We start from the raw sequence: 16,455 nt of genomic DNA on the forward strand, positions 1-16,455 counted from the left end.
GGCTTTGATGACCGCAACAATTCTTGCCGCCGCACCGGCCAATGCTCAGATGGCGGAAAATCCGATGGTTGGCGGCGCACCGATGCTGGCAGAGCGCAACATCATTGAAAACGCCGTGAATTCAGCGGATCACACGACATTGGTAGCGGCTGTTCAGGCCGCCGGTCTGGTGGATACGTTGCAAACCGATGGCCCGTTCACTGTCTTTGCACCTGTGAATGCTGCATTCGCTGCCTTGCCTGCTGGCACAGTGGAAACATTGCTGATGCCAGAGAATATCGATGCCCTGACAGAGGTTCTGACCTGCCATGTCCTTGGCGCGAATGCCACGTCTGATATCATCTCTGGCATGATCGCCGATGGCGATGGTGTGCATATGGTCGAGACCTTGGGTGGATGCGTGCTTGAAGTGCGCGCCGCCAACGGGATGATTACCCTCACCGATGAAACCGGCGGCACTGCGACTGTCACCATTGCCGATGTGATGCAGTCAAACGGTGTGATCCATGTCATCGACAGTGTATTGCTGCCGGGTGCTGACGAGGCGCCGATGGAAACCGGCATGGCACCAAGCGCCAATCCGATGGTCGGCGGCGCTGCGATGTTTGCGGATCGCAATATCGTCGAAAACGCCGTGAATTCAGCCGATCACACCACCTTGGTTGCCGCCGTTCAGGCCGCCGGTCTGGTCGACACCTTGCAGAGCGAAGGTCCGTTCACTGTCTTCGCACCAACCAATGCTGCTTTCGAAGCGCTGCCAGAAGGCACGGTCGAGACGCTGCTGATGGAAGAAAACCGCGACACGCTGACCAAAGTTCTGACCAGCCATGTGGTCGCTGGCAATATCACGGCTGCAGATCTTGCAGCGCGTGCGCAGGCATCCTCTGATGGTTTCTACCATTTCAACACGGTATCGGGTGCGGCACTTTCCGCGCAGGTCGCCCCGTCAGGTGCTGTCTTTATCTTTGATGAAAACAGCAATGCCTACCGTGTCAGCATTGCGGATGTGATGCAGTCGAATGGTGTGATCCATGTTGTCGATGGCGTGCTGCTTCCGCGCTGATGATGCTCGGTGACAAGGCAGGCCTGTGACCCGCCTTGTCCCATACCTTACGACCTTCAGCAGCTATATCTGGCCGGCCCTCGGGCCGGTCTTTTCCGTCGATCCGCTGACTTGATGCGTGTTGCGCGGTCAACGCTGGACGAGTGGATGGACCTTCCTGCCACAAGACTTTATAGACCTTGTTCGATAACCGATCGAGCTATCCTTGCATCGCTGCGAAGGATAGAACCTCGTAGATCGTTCTGTGCCACAGTTCCCGCCGGGAGTGAGAGAATCCATGAAAACCAGTGATCTCCATCTCGGCAAAGCGTCCCGCCTGTCCGTTGCACCGATGATGGATTGGACGAACTCAATGATATGCATCAATAAAAACAAGTGAAATCGTATCGGTACGACAAGCCGTGTCGGACAAATGTCGGACTGACGGAGTGAGCAATGGACGCTGATCTCAAAATGCTATTCAGCAGCGCAGTAGGCGGTAGCGATGTCGCCGCCCGGTGGTCTGCAATTGATCAGTTGATGATGCTCTCAAAAGTAAGACCTGACATTGTCACGGATGTGACAGCGTGCGTTCTTATGTTCATGTTGCTTTCAGATGATGAAAATCAAAGCGGATCCACAGAGTTCTATCCGCATCTTCAAGCAGCAGAAAATAGCAAGTCGATACCCACTGGGGTCATCATGGATATTGAGAGACTGCGCGAAAAGATCAGGACGACATAGCTTCCATCTCCCGCTTAGCCGCGGCCCGGCGCGCGTCGATCCATTCTGCGAGATCTGAGATGTGAACGCCCTTCGCTGACTTCTGGCTGTGTTCGATGCGAACAACGGGAATCTTGATCTCACCCCGCGCGATTTTCACCAGAAATTTTTCAGGCTGCAGGTGTGAAAAAAAATCCCGACACACTTCGTCGAGCGGGATGATCGCCCGGCCATTATATTGAGCCATCAGGAGAAAAATTGTGTTCATGTTGAAAACATATAGATTTAACTCGCAGAAATCAACAAAAAAGATGAAGGTCATCGTTTCAAAGCTGCCCCTTCTAAAAAAAGATGCAATTGAAACTGCGAAGCTGATCGCTGCGCGGCGGAAGCGTAGGGACGACCAGAACACCATCTTCGATCATGATGATGAAAGCTATCTAACGAGCATCCAGAGCGGTGATGTTTATGAGCGCCAAATCCTGGAATGGATTTGCGACAGGTATGAAATTGTCAAGGGCAATGCCGATCACGCAATGTTCGAAAGGCTTGAACCTGTCAGGGCAGGCGTAAAGTTGTGTGGCCCTACGTCAATCGATGAGATCGATCAAATCATTGCTGTCCTGTTCGATGAAATGCCATGGCAGCGCGAGGCCCTGAATACCATTCACAAAGCTTGGAGATCGGAGCCTGACCGGCTTCCACCCATCCTGCTGTACGGCCCCCCGGGTTGGGGGAAATCAACGCTGGCGCGCCGGCTTGGCGAACTGTGCAAGAGACCAACCGTTGTACTTGACGCCGGATCTGCTGGTGCGGCGATGAGAATTGCGGGCGCGGAGCGAGGTTGGAGCACGGCGGCTCCGGGGGTACCGATTGAAATGATCATGTCTCACAAGTGTGCCGATCCGCTGATCGTGATCGACGAAATCGACAAGGTCGGATCAGTTAATTCACTGTCAAGTGTCAAGTCATCACTTGCGGATGCGTTACTGCCGATGCTCGAAGCCGGCACAGCAGCCCAATGGCAATGCCCCTATTTCCGGGTGTCTTTTGATATGCGAAAAGTCGGCTGGGTCCTGACAGCGAATGACTTGTCGAAAGTCTCAGATCCGCTTCGAGACCGATGCCTCCTCGTCAGCTGCCCAAAGCCTGAGCGGCGTGACATCATCGCAGCATGTACCAAGCTCGCTCAGGCTTTGGGCCTAGAGGATCCAGATATGGTCGGTGAAGCCGTCGCGGCGGCGGGGATGAAGCAAAGCCTGAGGGGAATGTCGCGCATCATCCTAGCTTTGAAGCGCTCGGCTGATGAGCCGAAACTCAACTAAAAATCCATCATCACAAAAACGTTATGCACCATAGTTCCGGGTGCATAACGATCAAAAAACGGGGTTGGCTTGTAAAAATCAAGGATATGATCACTTCTTTTCGGAAGATTAGCAATGGGTTTCAACATACTGATTTTATGAATTTTTTTAAAGAAAGTAGATCAGGGTAGCTGAACTTTTGGGTGTGTCTAATATTATGTATTTGAATACATAATGCCATCTAATTATTTGATTTTGTTAGATATTCTATTTGTATATTTTCGCAGAGGGGGCTTGCGCTGATGAAGAGATCGCAACATCTCTGAGGTACGCAGAATAATCTGCGCATATCACTCTATGAAAAACGGAAAACAACCATGTACGACCAGATCATCAACGACATCGCAAAGCGTATCATCTCAGAGATCGATCCCCAGCCGCTCCATGACGCATGCAGCGCGGAAGTTCCCAACGGTATCCCTCAACAGCCTGGCTACGATGCAAAGGACTCAGAAGAAGAGGATGACTCGTCTGAGTCATCCGACATGCACCTCCGCAAGATGATTGCCAATGTGCGGCGATACTACGACACGCACGAACTGGACTTCATCATCAAAGCTCAAACAGATATCGAGAATGCCAAGCGCTCGCCTGGTTGGAATAGCTTCGAGATTGGTTCAGCTTTCACCATGCCAGCCATTTTGCGCATGATCGAGAGACAGGCCGGTGAGTGTGATGAGACTTTTGGCGTGCTTGTTGACACTGTTTTCGCCGTCGAGAAGCTTCTCGATGAACGTTCTGGCAAGGAGTCAGTCGATATGTCACCGTATGACTTTATGGTGGAAGCCATCAGTTCTACGAAAGCATTTTTCAAGACCGGTGATCGTTCATTGATTTTTGATGCACAAGATCACGCCCGTAACGCCTGCATGTTTCCTGCCGCGGATACGCTCAAACAGCATATGATGTTTCTGGCATTCTATGACGCGATCAATTCTGTAGTGAAGGCTGAGGAGCGTGTGGGATGGGGCGCTTCAGAAAGCTCTGATCCCATTTACTGTCTCTATACGTGTGAAGAGATGATTAGCGTGTCCACTGACTCTGCGCTCTACCATGATATCCAGAAAGTTTTTGTCGGGTCGGTTAAAGAAGCCCGGACAAAGCTGAAGACTGCTATGAGCGAAATCGAAAACATTCTCATGATCCGAGGATGGATCCAGACCGCAGTTGAAATCGTGGATAATGGTGCCAATGGTGCCTGCGAATTTCGCATTGATACCGCTGAATCCCTTGTGAAGTTGATTAGCTCAAGCTGTCAGGACGAAGAAATCCAGGACGTTGCTGTTGATCTTCTCGATGCGATCAGGAAATCAAAAAACGTTTCTGAAATGCAGGTAGGGGCTGACGAAGATATGCACAGATATCTGGCCAAGCGTGCCAAGGATGCGCGAAAAAATATCAAAGAGGCCGTCAAGGAGCTTTCGAAATACGCTGATCCTTCTTGACCTGCATCACCCTATGAAAACCAAAAGGGCGGCCACTGGCCGCCCTTCCTCATTCATCAGGGCTGAAAAGGTCTTCAGCAGCTTCCGCTGCGCTTTTGCAGTCTCGCCAGCCCGCCACCGCTTCAGAATGGGCGCGCGCAAGGTCCCTGTACGTATCACCAGGTCCCAGCCGGCGGCGGTCGTCTGGATCAAGGCATTCGAAAGCCGTCGTCTCGATCTCAGAGAAGCGGGCAGGCGCGCAGGCTGACAGGCTGATGTATGTGAAAAACAGAAACCACTTCATGACAATCACTCCCACAGACCGGACGGCAGCGCAGTGTCGATACAGGCATCCTGCACCTGCGCGACAGCGTCGTCCCGATAGCGCCTGTCCGCGGCGATCTGCTCGGCATCAAGGCGGCGCTGACGCTCCACCTGAACAATCTGTTCTATTGTCGCCAAGCGGTCTTCAGCTGCGCGCAGATCGTCCAGGGCGGACGACCTGGACTGCCAAAGCAACAACCCGGCCAGGCTGACAGCCGTGACAACAAACAGGGGTAAGGCAGCTTTGAGAGCCGCAATCTTCATGCTTGCGAAAATCATTCTTCATATCCTCTTGATCGACTGTCTTTGTCAGCGTTCATGTCATCCCACGCAGCACCGAAAACGTATGACCCAACAACGGAACCCGCGAGCAGGATTAAGCCGTTGGCGATCGCTTCATGAAGCCGGAGATCCTCACCAAAAATGATCAGGTAACCAACCCCCAGGGCGGAGTAGACCAGGGTCGCGATGATGACGCGGCGCCTGATCCGCCAGGACCGTTTGACGTCATCTCTCATCACGCGGCCGCCAGCCATTTGGCGACTTGGAAACCGGGGCAGGCTTTGGCAGCATATTCGTTATGGCCAGATACCCGCTTGATCGTCGTCCTGCTCTTGATGTCATCGATCAGCCAGCGCGCGGCAGTATCCTGAGCAACTGTGAAGTTGTCGGAGAACCTGTCACGCTCAGATGATCCGTGACCCCCAAGCAAGCAGATCCCAATCGTGCCGGAGTTCTGGCCCATCACATGAGAACCAATGACATTTTCAGCACGGCCAGGCAGGATCGAGCCATCCCGGTCTATCAGCCAGTGATAGCCAATGTCTCGCCAGCCACGTTCTTTGACATGCCAGCGCCGGATCTCTGCGAACCTCTCAGCAAATGTCCTGTCAGACATCCAAAGCGGCCGCGTCGCGCTGCAATGCATGATGATCTCGTCGACAACATGCCTTGCCTTGCCCTGATAGATAACCTTCAGCCCCGGGATAGATGAAAGCGCAGCAATCGTATCACGATCAAGCTGACCAGTCTGGCGCAGCCCTGCGGCGCGCTGGAAAGACATCACTGCGGCGGCAGTCTGCCGCCCCCAAAGCCCATCAAAGGGCCCTGGGGGGTGGCCGGCAGAAGCGAGTATATGTTGTGCTTGACGGACATTCCTAGATGATAGCCTATGTTGTGCTTGACGGATATTCATAGATACCTGCGCTTTCTTTTTCTCTCTGAAATCAACAAATCATGCAGCAGAAAGCCATTTTGGCGGCTGCGTCTGGTCTGGTGCTCCACGTTCGTCGTTTTCCCCCAGCGTGATCTCGAACCGAGTTGTGATGCCGCGGTCTTGATGCACGAAGAACAAGGACTGCTCAGGCTTGTTGGCTGGGACCTTCAGAAAGCGGCTGGCATATTCGTCCCAGCCCTTGAGGGCGCCATTGACGATGACGCCCGGAAGCCACAGCGGCTGATGCCAGTGACCGATGATGAGATGGTCGAACTCACGTCCGATGCTGCGGCTATACTTGCCGACTTTCATCGCGCCGCGCATGATGGGCCCAAGGCTGCCGATGATACCATCACCGCCTTTTACGCCGAGATGATCACCGTGCGCCGCAAGGAAACGGATGCCATAGATCTCGAAGAATTCTTCGTTTGCTTCGCCGTATGAAAACGTAACGCGGGGATCATCTTTGAAATGCTTGTCCAGCAGAGCATAGATCAACCAATCCGCGTTGCGGTGAACGTAGCCCTTGGCCCGAGGGCGCTTGTCAAAGACCCGGCCGTGGTTGCCGCAGACGGCAGGGCAGTGAACGGCGCCAAATTCGTCAGCCAAGGTTTCCAGCGCCCATTGCAAAAGAGAAACGGCTTCAGGTATCGACTGCAAAACGGACAGCTCATCTGTCGCTTCAAGCTCAGCATGCAGCTCGCCTGATACGAAATCGCCAAGTAGGGGCACAACAATACCAGGGAACTGCTGATTGCCCATATAATTACGGCTCAGATGGACAACGCGCTCAACCAGCTCATGCACACGAGCACGGGCGATACGGACGTTGAACTCATTGACGCCGTGTATCTCGCGCGGGTTGACTGTTTCACCGAGGTGCCAATCGGAAAACATCACAACTGGCACCGACTGTCCGGCGCCGGCCTTCTTCGGCTGGATCAGCCACTTCGGCTTTTGGATCGGCGTATCAAAAACGTCCTGCAGCATATCAAGAACAACATCGCGTTCAGCATCTGCAAGATCCTGTTTGCGCAGACTTGCGCGGGCTTCATTCGCCGCGCGCTCAGCGGCAACGCGTTTCCGCCGCTCTGTTTCGATATCTTCGCGGGGCTCTTCGACTGGCGCGAATGCGCGGACTTCGCGCTGAACGCTCAACGAGCTTGCGATGTCAGAGTCGTCGAGAAAGCCCTCGCGATATGCCGCAGCGATAGTGCGGATCATGGTCGTATTCGGGATTTCCATCGTCTTTGCAGTCTGTCCGACTGAGCCTGTTTTTTTGAAAACTTTGGCGATTTTTTCAAGTTTTGCTGATGAAGTGTTCGGCATAGCAGATCCTTATTTGTTTGGTTATTTGCCGATCAGCGCATCCCATCCAAGCCAAGCGGCCATGCCCAACGCTGCAACGAGTGCTGAAAAGAAAGTCTTCAGCCCGTAGCTTGTGCCTCGGCGCGCCTGGCGCAGGAATTCAATGTCTGATCGAAGTTGGAAAATGTCGTCTGGACTGTTTGGGTCGACGCCGAGATTTTGGAATACGCGTGAAACGGCACGGTCTGCAGCTTCCTGCGCAATCTGTCTCATCTCGGAATCCGTCATGTTTTTAACTCTCGCAGCTTTCAACAACTTTAACATATGTACACGCTTAGAAAAACGCATACACGTTTTCGTTACACCGCTATGAAGAAGCTTTTATTCATAGCTGCGAATGCTTTCGAGAACCCGCCGGCCAGAAAAGTAGGCTCTGCCACGAACTCTATTGAAAGCGGCAGGGCGAGCTGACCGTGGCTGTTTGAGCCAATCACATAGACATCGCCGTCCGCCGTCATCATCAGTGCGTGTTGATATCCGCATCGGATCCAGCTGAATGCGATCGGCGAGATCAGTGCAATCTGATTTCTCTCAAATGCTGTGCCCATTTTGCCAGTTGCGTAGAGACCGGCGGAGGTCGAAAAAAGCAAGAAGCTTTCGTTAAGATCTCCGCCAAGATCCCATGCATCAAACGCAACTTTGATGTTCGAGATGACTTTGAAGTCGTTCGAAAACAAAGGGTTGCTTTGTGAACCAATCCCCATTTGCGGAATGGCATTCCAGTCCCCAACACGAGCATTCCCCGCACCCCAGAGGCGATCTTCATAACGAATGACAGATGAAAGTGGCGAAATGGCAGCCCTGGGCCTGACACGCTGAGCTGGAGCAGATGAAGCTCTGAGCTCGCTCGATATCCCCGAGAAACCCAGTCTTCCCAGTGTTGAATCTCCAAAGCCGACAAGCTTGTCGTATCTGTGAAACAGCCCGGACCCATCACTATAATCAAGCGCAAGAAGATCCGGGCGGACGGCGATTAGACCGTCTTTCTCAAGCCACTTTGACCATCCGTCCGTTTCACGACCCGCAATGCTGCCGGTCGTCATGTCACCGACAGCCGCACCATTTTCACTTGCAGCGATTGGCAATGAGCCGCTGAATGCAGTTCGAGTTTCTTCTGCGACAAATTTTGCAACGACTTGATCAACAACAGCCAGACCCAGGTTTCTTCCGTAAGAAGCCTGCGGTGCATTGGCTATGGCCGGGATCGTTATTGGAGCACAAGCCAATCTGCGCGGCTGAGTAAACCGAGAGCCCTTCGAGGAAATAGATGAAAGTCTCGCCCCAGATGTTGTGGCAGATGCACCAAATTCAAAGCTTCCGCCAAAAGTGTCGATAACAATTTCCGAGTTTGATGCGTCTGTGATCGGCGAGTCAAAAAAAACGTCAACAAAGCCGTATCCGATCGCGAAGTCATCAGGATCAATATCTGCTGTTCCGCGAGCTAAGATGACAGGATCTGCGCTCGACAGACGGCCTCTTCGAATCTGAACGCCGATTCTTTCTTTCTTAAAAACAGATCTAACGGCGATGCGGACTCCGACCGTATGTCCTGATTCTACAGGAGGGAAGGCAGATTCCAGGCGAACGATCTTCGCATTTTCCGTATCACTTGTTTGCAAGTAAAAGTTTGCAGAATTGGTTCCGAACCACTCCGTCCATTCCGATCCGTCAAATTCAAGTGTTTGCCCGACGAAGTCATTCTGAGCGTTATACCTTGAGACGCGAAAATCAGCTAGCGTCCAGTCGATATCCACAACATATTGACCCGGCGGGAGAAGAACTTCAGATCCGTCATCAGTTACAAAAATCGGCTGAGACGGCGTCGATGAGGTAAAGCTCAGTGTTGCGAAAACCGTTGACGTTCCGTCAAGAAATTCGGCCATTGTTCCGGCGTGAATGACGGCAATGACGGGTGTGGCGGTCGTAAATAGTCTTTCGGGAAGCTCGTTGTTTGCTTGGCGAGAGTCGATATAGACACTCTTTACCAAAGCCGCAGACGGCAATGTAAACGGTGTTGCATATCTTTTTGATACCAACTGCCGACTGCTGCCGCCACTTGTTGCGAGACTTCCTTCTGTTGCTGAAAGAGCGAAGGGAGTGCTTGTCACATATCTCCGACCGGCGTCGACATAATCAATGATATCTGGCATCGCGCCCGTTGTCGGAGTGACTTCAGGAATAATTTCACCATCATTCAGCGTTCCTTCACCCGCCACATGCATAACATATGCATCACTGACAGCATATGTCGCCCGGGGACCGGCGCCGACATTTCGCATGCGCGGCACGCCTGGCACGATGCTCGCAGGCGTAAAATTGAAAGCACCGGGCACGCCAATACCAAACTCGCCGTTGATTTGCTCTCCGGCGACATACAGATAGCCACGGAAGCCTGTGCCCGCCCCCTGCCCAGATCCGACGACCAGCTCTTCCGTATGACCGCCGATAGGCGGCGGCCCAATGAACACACCGTTTTCGTCAACGCCACCGATTGTATAGTCCGGCTGCCTGCCAGGATTTCCAAAAATTCCTGGTGATTCATAATCATCAATGCGAGGAAAAAGACCTTCAGCATCGATGAGATCAAGATCTTCAATGTCTTGAAGAAATTCTTCTTCTTCAAGAGCTGCTCTCTTCTTCTCAAACGGTGTCTGACCTTTCGCTTTGATTGCCGCCGGGCCGCCGCGCGCGGTCCGCGCACCGGTTGAGCGATCAGCACCAGTCTTCTTCTTGCGCGGCTGCTGCGCGGGCACAAGCTGTGTCTGGCGGATATATTCTTCGATACTCATGTTGCGGACTCCAGGTCCATGTCTCTGACAACATCAGCGTTGCTAGAGAGAGTTACTGTTATTTGCGTGATCGTTTCGTCACGAGCCTCGATCGACACGAACTGTGCATCGAGCTGCGTCGGGACTTCTTGCAAGCTGCGCTCCAGGACTTCGAGAGCTGAACCGTCGTCCGGCTCTTGTGCCCATTTGTACCCCAATTCCGCATATCTCGCTAAACTGTCTTCGATATCAGTCTCATCCAGAACATCTTCCTGATCATCTCCATCATTCCGAAGCTGTGCTGAGGCGACAGCAAAAGTGCCATCGTCCGGCCCGATATTGCGGCAGCGTGTAACAATCGCTGGCTCGAACGGGACATCAGCAGCGATATTCGCGACTGTCGGTGTTGTCGCAGTTACCGCTCTGCCAATGCTTGCGCCGATTTGGACCATGCCGATGCAGCGCCCGGATCCGTCAATTTCAAGCTCAAGCTTTTCCACTTTCCCCGTCATCGCGCCGCCAGGTATCCGCGGATCTGCGATGCGGCACACTGATGCCGTCGAAAGTGATGCGGCGACTTCGAATGGAACATCAAAAGTCGCTGTGATGCATCGCGCTGCTTTGGCCAGTCGTGCTCTTGCCCGCCAGAGGGCGGCTGTCAGGAGCGGGCCCGACAGCGCGAGATCGTTGCACAAAATCGGACGAGCGAGAGCAGCTTTTGGTATTGTGAACGTTTGAAAGCTCGTGACATAGCCGTTCCCGTCATCTTGCGGCGCGCGGTAAGACTGAGTAAGAAATGCTGACTCCGATGGCGCGATGTCAGCGCCTTCAACTGAGAGAGAAATCACCTCTGGCGCCGCAAATTCAACTATCCCCTGCAGATCTGATATCACTTCGATCAGCATGGTCTCGCGCCGCGGCTGCTCATAGAAACCATCAACCACAAGGTTCCCGCGCATCTTGTTCAAGAAGAAGTCTACCGCATAGGTGTCACCGGTAAATTCAGCATCGCGCGGCGGCGCGATATCAGCGGAAACTGAAAACGAGACCATGTCCTGACTATCCGTTTCCAGATATGCCCCCAACACCCGCCAGCCGCCGTCAAGCGTGTCGCCGGGGCGAGGCCAGGAGGCGACGAGGTCGTCTGGCGTGAACGTTGCAAGACCGTCAACGCTCATCAGATTTTCGCCCCACACGCCCCCCCGGCCGCCGTCAGGATCACGAAACCAGGGCACGGAAATGCACGGGACTGTCTGTGAGTATGAAACTTCCAGATCGATGATCACGCTGTTGATCGGCGATGACGTGAATGAGATATCAAGCGAGTCTTCTAAAAAGTTGTCAGCAACATCAACAACAGGCTGTGTGCCGTCATTTGCAATTGCAGCAAGACTCAGCGCTCCAGTTGTGCGATCCCAATGAAGCAGGGCGGGAAAACTTTCGAGGATTGCGGTTGCATCCGTGCGCTCAGCATCAGACACAAATGCTGCGTGATAGTTCGGCAAGAGCTTCAGCGTCTCAATGAATGCAGATTGCACTGCTGCATGATCATCAGGTCTCGCGATGAACTCGATATCGACTGTCATGCCTGTAATATTAGCGGGCACGCCAACCACTCTTCCGGCAAACAGAAGTTGCACATCACCCCCAACCTCTGCGGATATGAAGACACGCTGCTTGCGGGCTGGGGACAGCAAACCCACCCGAGGATTTTCAAGCGTCACTGAAGCTGTCGCAAAATGCCCTTCCTCTTCAGTAATGCGAATACTGAAGACATCTTCATCTTCGCGATTATGAACAGACGGATTGAAGGCTTCATCATTGCTGACCCATGCAAAAAATATCTTACCGATCATCAGATTTCCTCGAGCTCAAGCGACCATGTCGCGGATGCTTCCCATTCCTCGGAGCTCTCAGAACGACCCACGACACGCGTCTGAAAGATCGGCTGATATTCGATCCATGCCACGCTAGCCTGTGCCGAAAATGTGGCTGAAGTGCCGTTTGACCCTATTATCGGATCGGGAAACGGGTTGTTTGTTTCCGCATCGAACATCTTTGCGTTCGCAGCGGGGCGGGCAAAAGTGACGCTGTTTTGGCCGGGCTCGACTTTGATGATCCAGCGCACCGGTGGCGTGATCGTGCAGATCATGCCGCGCCAGACACTGTCAAAGCCAGGTAGTGACATGCCATCGCAGGACAGAGAGATCGCATATTTGCGAAGCTCTTCGCGTGTCAGATCGACAAGATTTCCGTTGACTGTCCTGCGCAGCTCGCCTGACTCAATTTGCTCGATGCTAGTGCTGATCCCACGAGCAGACCCGGGCGGGAAAAAGATATCAGCAACTGAGCCCGATACGAAAATTCTGCCTTCTGTTTCAGATGTCATCACTTATACCACCCAGGATTGCGAGTTGTAGAAGATGTGGAAGATTTCCGCAGGCTCTTTTCAAGCTTACCGACAACGTCGGAATCGCCGCGAAGATTGACTCTGCTGCCGTCAGGCATGTTCAGCATGACGGGCCGGCCGCCGCCGCCGGACATGCCAGAGCTATCGAAGGACCCAGCAAGGATAGGAGACGGCATACCAACCAGGCCACCTGTCGCAAAAGCCGGCAGAAAACCGTTGTTGATGTTGTCCAGCAATCCTCGGCCGAACTTGCGCACGGCGGCAGCCCGGACGACGTATTCGCCGTTTGATACGCGAGCAAGGATGCTGTCAGACGTGCCAGATCCAGCGCCCTGGATCATCCCGCCGGCGCTGCGTGAGACTGTTGGCTGGGGGGAGTCAACTAATCCGAAGTAAGCCCCCAGATTCATAAGAGATCGACCGACAAGTGTGTTTTGAAAGCCTTCCCAAAGCTCAGTCGCATTTGCGATAGCTGTGTTCATGGATTCACTCAGTTCAGTATCTATCCAGTCAAAAGATTCTTCATCTTCGTCTTTACCCCATATGCTACCCCAGAAGTTGTTCCACCTATCTGTAATATTTTGAAGTCTTCTGTTGAATCCTTCAGATGCTCCAGTCCAAAAATTATTCCAAATATCTGCAGCGATAGCGAGGCCACCACTAATTTGTCCCATTGCCCACCAAAAAATCTCTACGATATCGTCCCAGAAATACCAGAGAGCGACGAGAGCGACGATAACAGCACCAATCCCAATAATTATAGGGAGTGTAAAAACTGCCGCCACGCCGGCACCAAAAGCCGAAATTGATGCCCAAAAAGCTGCTAAGTTAGCAGTGAATGACGCAAAAGCTGCTGTACTGGATATCAGGGCAAAGAATGCCTTGATCGCTCCAAGTGATGCAACAGTTGTTTGAATAAGTCCAACTATGTTATTGAATTGCGTTAATATAAAGATAAGTCCGCCAACAGCAAACCATGCCGCACCGCCTTCACCAAGGGCTTGCTCAAAAAGCCAAACAAGCCCCAGAACAGCATTCTCGATCAAATCTTTCGTAGGCTTAATAAAATTGGTGTACATACCGTTGAAGATTTTACCAAAGTCAGTAAACATCTGCGCATCAGTGTTTCCAGCAATCGTGTTGAACATATCAGCAAGGACAAGGGCGACTACTACTGCAGTATTACCGAGACCAACAAGAATATCATAGGCGGCTTTTATTGCGCCATTCTCAATAGCTTCTCTGTCTCCGCGAATAGCGGACATAATATCACTAATGTTCTGAGCATTGTCTTTCATAAATTGCGTATCAATCGAGCCCTCACCCGACATGATTGCTTTGAAATCTGAATAGACATCTTTCAGATACAGATAAGCCCGGCCAACAGCCCGCATGGCTTCGAAAGCCGCCTCACCGAAGCCGATCAAATCTGCGCGCGCGGCCAGGATGTTCGGGTTCTGAATAGCGGCTGTGTTGCCGGTCAAAGCAGATACGATGTCTCGGATGTTCTGCGCGTTGCGCGCAAGAAAGTCAGACTTCGGCTGCCCCTTGCCGGAGAAAACGGCATAGAGATCAGAGATCAGATCCCTGACCTTTTCAGCGCCAGCTTCTGAAAATCTGACGATCTCTTCTCTATTGTTCGATAAAGCGGCGGCCAGGGCGTCCGAGCCGCGGGCGAGGTCAGGCGCGAAAACAAGCGCAACTTCATCGCGCGTCGCGCGGATCGTTGCAAACAAGCCTTCAATCGAATTTCTCGTCGATTGAGCAAGATCGGCTTGAGCCTCCGTTACGACGAGACCAAGATCTTTGGCGGCGACAATCTGACGCTCAATCCCTTCAGAGCCTTGATTCAGCAAGTCGATTGAACGAGCACCGTCATCACCGGCAAAAATTGACAAAGCACCGGTCTTCTTCGTGCCGTCTTCCATACTCGCGACGCTGTCCGCCAGATCGAGGAAAAGATCGAAGAGAGGCCGCAGGTTCCCCTCTGCATCGACAGCAGAAACACCAAGATCCGCAAGTTGTTCAGCTGAGCCGACATTGCCGTTGAAGGCATCAAACCCCTTGTCCGCGAGGTTGATCAGAAAACCGTTGAGTCCATCAACATCCATGCCGGCTTGCTGCGCGGCAAAACGCAGTGCAGTATATTGTTCAACGGTAAGCCCGACAGATCGCGCAAAACGGCCGGTTTCAGCAACTGAATCAACTCCAGATCTGGTCACTGCTGAAAATGCAGTTGCGACACCCGCAATCCCAAGCGCTGCAATAGATGATTGCCGGGCAACGGCTTTCATACCCGTGTTGATCGATGAGACCGCCCGGCCGGCGGTGCGGCCGGCAGATGCAACGATGCGCAAGCTGCGGTTCACATTGCTGATGCCGCTGCTCACAGAGCGAAGAGCTGAGCGAACAGTGCCTAGACCCGCGGAGGAAAGTCGTAGAACCAGTTTTTGTTCAGCCACGCGACAATTCCTTCATCGTTTTCTTCATGTCGTCAGCACTGCCGTGAGCAGCTGTGCGCTGTATGCTGAGCATGTCTGACAGATCGTTCGAACGTCTTCGGACATTGCAGAGCTGCGCAGCGATGAGCTGGCGCGGCGTCATCGATAGCGCGGCATCGAGAGATCCGTATGCGCAAGCGATGTCATGCACAGCTTGCGCAAGCTCAGACATTATTCCGCCGCGATCTCCTGCCCGACTTCTACCCCTGCGCCTGCTGCGAGTCCGGTCAGGCGCTTGATGAAACCCGGCATGTCGCCGGCGAAAGTTTCGGAGATGATCGCTTCAAGCAATGCGAGCTGAGTGTTCATATCGAGACTGTCAGCCGCAGCTTCAGCAGCTTCATCGTTCGGCGTACCGGTTCCCCATGCGATCAGAGCTGCCACGATGTCCGGGCCGAGCTTCATCAGCGCAGCACCGTCCAGGCCTTTACCATTCATAGCTTCAAGCAAAGAAGGAAAGCGGGAAAGCAGGACGGAGATGCCGCGCGCTGAAATCCCAATGACAGTGATATCGTGGCCGCGGATGGTTACAGTTTTGCCAACGCCGGCAAGCGCGATCAGATTGCTCATTACAGTGTCTCCTCCGAGCCAATAGAATAACCCTGCGGCTTTCCAGCGACGGGATATGCGGAGCCCGAAAGCTCGATCGTCCCGTTGTCAGATTCAGAGATCAGCGCGCGGGCGGATGCGGGGCGAACTTCGAGATCCCACACGCGCACTAAAGAGCGCACGCCCTCATCATTGACGCCACGGATCATGAATTCTCCACGAAGTGTCGGGTTGTTCGCGATGCCAGATTTGTGTCCGCCATCGATCGCAGCGGCGGCATATGAGACAGTCATCATGCCGTCGAGCGTGATCGACTCGATGATGCCAGCATCAGCGTCAAGGACATAGTCAACGTCCGCCACTGGCTGCGGATCAAGAGGCCCCACATCGTCACTGAAGACAAGGTTGGAAATTTTCAAGTGCGGCGTCTTATAGATACCGTCGATTGCAAAGGTTTCTTCGAATTCAGCGGCTTGTACAGCCGCTTGAGACATAACCTCAGCGTCTGCCATCATCGACGCCGCACGCGCGAATGCTGTCATTTGCACAAGAGTCATCGAAACAGATGCATCAACTTGCGTCACCGTCCGCTTCACAAGCGTCCGCGTGCCGCGGTTATTCGCATATCGTTCGCTCTCTTCGACAGCAATCTCGAGCGTGAATGCGTCAGCGTCACCCAAGTTTTGGAAGGCGGGCTGTCCAGACTTTCGGAAGAAGATCTCCGCCTTCGGAATTGTATAAAGCTCATTCGAAAGTGGCCGCATCG

General features: G+C 53.1%; 18 protein-coding genes and 1 pseudogene. 5 read left to right on the plus strand and 14 right to left on the minus strand.

Annotated elements, in window-relative coordinates:
- Positions 1–7: 7 nt before the first annotated feature.
- The 3 genes and pseudogenes from VOY09_RS05785 to VOY09_RS05795 all read left to right on the plus strand — a co-directional run.
- Positions 8–532, plus strand: a pseudogene (locus tag VOY09_RS05785) (fasciclin domain-containing protein); the annotation flags it as partial.
- Positions 533–550: 18 nt separating this feature from the next.
- Positions 551–1,063, plus strand: coding sequence for a fasciclin domain-containing protein (locus tag VOY09_RS05790; RefSeq protein ID WP_322893757.1), 513 nt, complete (start codon positions 551–553; stop codon positions 1,061–1,063).
- A 435-nt stretch (positions 1,064–1,498) separates the two neighbouring features.
- Positions 1,499–1,786 (plus strand): hypothetical protein, encoded by a 288-nt coding sequence (locus VOY09_RS05795; RefSeq protein ID WP_322893452.1) that lies wholly within the window; start codon positions 1,499–1,501, stop codon positions 1,784–1,786.
- On the opposite strand, the gene VOY09_RS05800 is transcribed toward VOY09_RS05795, so the two are convergent.
- Positions 1,773–2,033, minus strand: a complete 261-nt coding sequence (locus VOY09_RS05800; protein ID WP_322893453.1) for a pyocin activator PrtN family protein — start codon at positions 2,031–2,033, stop codon at positions 1,773–1,775. The genes VOY09_RS05795 and VOY09_RS05800 overlap by 14 nt on opposite strands.
- On the opposite strand from VOY09_RS05800, the gene VOY09_RS05805 reads away from it, so the two are divergent.
- Both VOY09_RS05805 and VOY09_RS05810 read left to right on the plus strand, forming a co-directional pair.
- Positions 2,032–3,090, plus strand: coding sequence for an AAA family ATPase (locus tag VOY09_RS05805; RefSeq protein WP_322893758.1), 1,059 nt, complete (start codon positions 2,032–2,034; stop codon positions 3,088–3,090). The genes VOY09_RS05800 and VOY09_RS05805 overlap by 2 nt on opposite strands.
- Before the next feature lie 356 nt (positions 3,091–3,446).
- Positions 3,447–4,574, plus strand: a complete 1,128-nt coding sequence (locus VOY09_RS05810) for a hypothetical protein (RefSeq protein ID WP_322893454.1) — start codon at positions 3,447–3,449, stop codon at positions 4,572–4,574.
- A gap of 49 nt (positions 4,575–4,623) precedes the next feature.
- Here the strand turns inward: VOY09_RS05810 and VOY09_RS05815 are convergent, their stop codons facing one another.
- The 13 genes from VOY09_RS05815 to VOY09_RS05875 form a co-directional block, all read right to left on the minus strand.
- Entirely contained in the window at positions 4,624–4,857 is a 234-nt protein-coding gene (locus tag VOY09_RS05815) for a hypothetical protein (protein WP_322893455.1), read from the minus strand.
- Positions 4,858–4,862: 5 nt separating this feature from the next.
- Positions 4,863–5,156, minus strand: a complete 294-nt coding sequence (locus VOY09_RS05820; protein ID WP_322893456.1) for a hypothetical protein — start codon at positions 5,154–5,156, stop codon at positions 4,863–4,865.
- Complete coding sequence (locus VOY09_RS05825; RefSeq protein ID WP_322893457.1) at positions 5,153–5,395, minus strand: hypothetical protein; 243 nt, start codon at positions 5,393–5,395, stop codon at positions 5,153–5,155. Before VOY09_RS05825 ends, VOY09_RS05820 begins: the two co-directional genes overlap by 4 nt.
- The gene (locus VOY09_RS05830; protein ID WP_322893458.1) at positions 5,395–6,072 is read right to left on the minus strand and encodes a peptidoglycan-binding protein; all 678 of its coding nucleotides are present in this window, start codon (positions 6,070–6,072) and stop codon (positions 5,395–5,397) included. Before VOY09_RS05830 ends, VOY09_RS05825 begins: the two co-directional genes overlap by 1 nt.
- A 39-nt stretch (positions 6,073–6,111) precedes the next feature.
- A complete protein-coding gene (locus VOY09_RS05835; protein ID WP_322893459.1) occupies positions 6,112–7,422 on the minus strand; it encodes a hypothetical protein in 1,311 nt (436 codons plus the stop codon).
- Between the two features lie 21 nt (positions 7,423–7,443).
- Positions 7,444–7,674, minus strand: a complete 231-nt coding sequence (locus VOY09_RS05840) for a hypothetical protein (RefSeq protein ID WP_322893460.1) — start codon at positions 7,672–7,674, stop codon at positions 7,444–7,446.
- Positions 7,675–7,760: 86 nt separating this feature from the next.
- Positions 7,761–10,250 (minus strand): RCC1 domain-containing protein, encoded by a 2,490-nt coding sequence (locus tag VOY09_RS05845; protein ID WP_322893461.1) that lies wholly within the window; start codon positions 10,248–10,250, stop codon positions 7,761–7,763.
- A complete protein-coding gene (locus VOY09_RS05850) occupies positions 10,247–12,085 on the minus strand; it encodes a hypothetical protein (RefSeq protein ID WP_322893462.1) in 1,839 nt (612 codons plus the stop codon). The genes VOY09_RS05845 and VOY09_RS05850 overlap by 4 nt, the downstream gene beginning before the upstream one ends.
- Positions 12,085–12,618, minus strand: a complete 534-nt coding sequence (locus VOY09_RS05855; RefSeq protein WP_323811269.1) for a hypothetical protein — start codon at positions 12,616–12,618, stop codon at positions 12,085–12,087. Before VOY09_RS05855 ends, VOY09_RS05850 begins: the two co-directional genes overlap by 1 nt.
- Positions 12,618–15,101: a phage tail tape measure protein gene (locus VOY09_RS05860; RefSeq protein ID WP_322893464.1), complete on the minus strand. Its 2,484-nt coding sequence runs from the start codon at positions 15,099–15,101 to the stop codon at positions 12,618–12,620. The genes VOY09_RS05855 and VOY09_RS05860 overlap by 1 nt, the downstream gene beginning before the upstream one ends.
- On the minus strand, positions 15,094–15,312 hold the full coding sequence (locus VOY09_RS05865) for a hypothetical protein (RefSeq protein ID WP_322893465.1): 219 nt from the start codon (positions 15,310–15,312) through the stop codon (positions 15,094–15,096). Before VOY09_RS05865 ends, VOY09_RS05860 begins: the two co-directional genes overlap by 8 nt.
- Complete coding sequence (locus tag VOY09_RS05870; protein ID WP_322893466.1) at positions 15,312–15,710, minus strand: hypothetical protein; 399 nt, start codon at positions 15,708–15,710, stop codon at positions 15,312–15,314. Before VOY09_RS05870 ends, VOY09_RS05865 begins: the two co-directional genes overlap by 1 nt.
- A complete protein-coding gene (locus VOY09_RS05875; RefSeq protein ID WP_322893467.1) occupies positions 15,710–16,453 on the minus strand; it encodes a hypothetical protein in 744 nt (247 codons plus the stop codon). Before VOY09_RS05875 ends, VOY09_RS05870 begins: the two co-directional genes overlap by 1 nt.
- Positions 16,454–16,455: the final 2 nt, after the last annotated feature.

Origin of the sequence: Yoonia sp. 67-2 (assembly GCF_035117555.1) — a bacterium.
GTDB lineage: Bacteria > Pseudomonadota > Alphaproteobacteria > Rhodobacterales > Rhodobacteraceae > Yoonia.

Bases quoted from the DNA above. Each gene is read 5' to 3' on its own strand.
- VOY09_RS05790 (WP_322893757.1), top strand. From the start codon at position 551: ATGGAAACCGGCATGGCACCAAGCGCCAATCCGATGGTCGGCGGCGCT.
- VOY09_RS05795 (WP_322893452.1), top strand. From the start codon at position 1,499: ATGGACGCTGATCTCAAAATGCTATTCAGCAGCGCAGTAGGCGGTAGC.
- VOY09_RS05805 (WP_322893758.1), top strand. From the start codon at position 2,032: ATGTTGAAAACATATAGATTTAACTCGCAGAAATCAACAAAAAAGATG.
- VOY09_RS05800 (WP_322893453.1), bottom strand. From the start codon at position 2,033: ATGAACACAATTTTTCTCCTGATGGCTCAATATAATGGCCGGGCGATC.
- VOY09_RS05810 (WP_322893454.1), top strand. From the start codon at position 3,447: ATGTACGACCAGATCATCAACGACATCGCAAAGCGTATCATCTCAGAG.
- VOY09_RS05815 (WP_322893455.1), bottom strand. From the start codon at position 4,857: ATGAAGTGGTTTCTGTTTTTCACATACATCAGCCTGTCAGCCTGCGCG.
- VOY09_RS05820 (WP_322893456.1), bottom strand. From the start codon at position 5,156: ATGATTTTCGCAAGCATGAAGATTGCGGCTCTCAAAGCTGCCTTACCC.
- VOY09_RS05825 (WP_322893457.1), bottom strand. From the start codon at position 5,395: ATGAGAGATGACGTCAAACGGTCCTGGCGGATCAGGCGCCGCGTCATC.
- VOY09_RS05830 (WP_322893458.1), bottom strand. From the start codon at position 6,072: ATGAATATCCGTCAAGCACAACATAGGCTATCATCTAGGAATGTCCGT.
- VOY09_RS05835 (WP_322893459.1), bottom strand. From the start codon at position 7,422: ATGCCGAACACTTCATCAGCAAAACTTGAAAAAATCGCCAAAGTTTTC.
- VOY09_RS05840 (WP_322893460.1), bottom strand. From the start codon at position 7,674: ATGAGACAGATTGCGCAGGAAGCTGCAGACCGTGCCGTTTCACGCGTA.
- VOY09_RS05845 (WP_322893461.1), bottom strand. From the start codon at position 10,250: ATGAGTATCGAAGAATATATCCGCCAGACACAGCTTGTGCCCGCGCAG.
- VOY09_RS05850 (WP_322893462.1), bottom strand. From the start codon at position 12,085: ATGATCGGTAAGATATTTTTTGCATGGGTCAGCAATGATGAAGCCTTC.
- VOY09_RS05855 (WP_323811269.1), bottom strand. From the start codon at position 12,618: ATGACATCTGAAACAGAAGGCAGAATTTTCGTATCGGGCTCAGTTGCT.
- VOY09_RS05865 (WP_322893465.1), bottom strand. From the start codon at position 15,312: ATGTCTGAGCTTGCGCAAGCTGTGCATGACATCGCTTGCGCATACGGA.
- VOY09_RS05870 (WP_322893466.1), bottom strand. From the start codon at position 15,710: ATGAGCAATCTGATCGCGCTTGCCGGCGTTGGCAAAACTGTAACCATC.
- VOY09_RS05875 (WP_322893467.1), bottom strand. From the start codon at position 16,453: ATGCGGCCACTTTCGAATGAGCTTTATACAATTCCGAAGGCGGAGATC.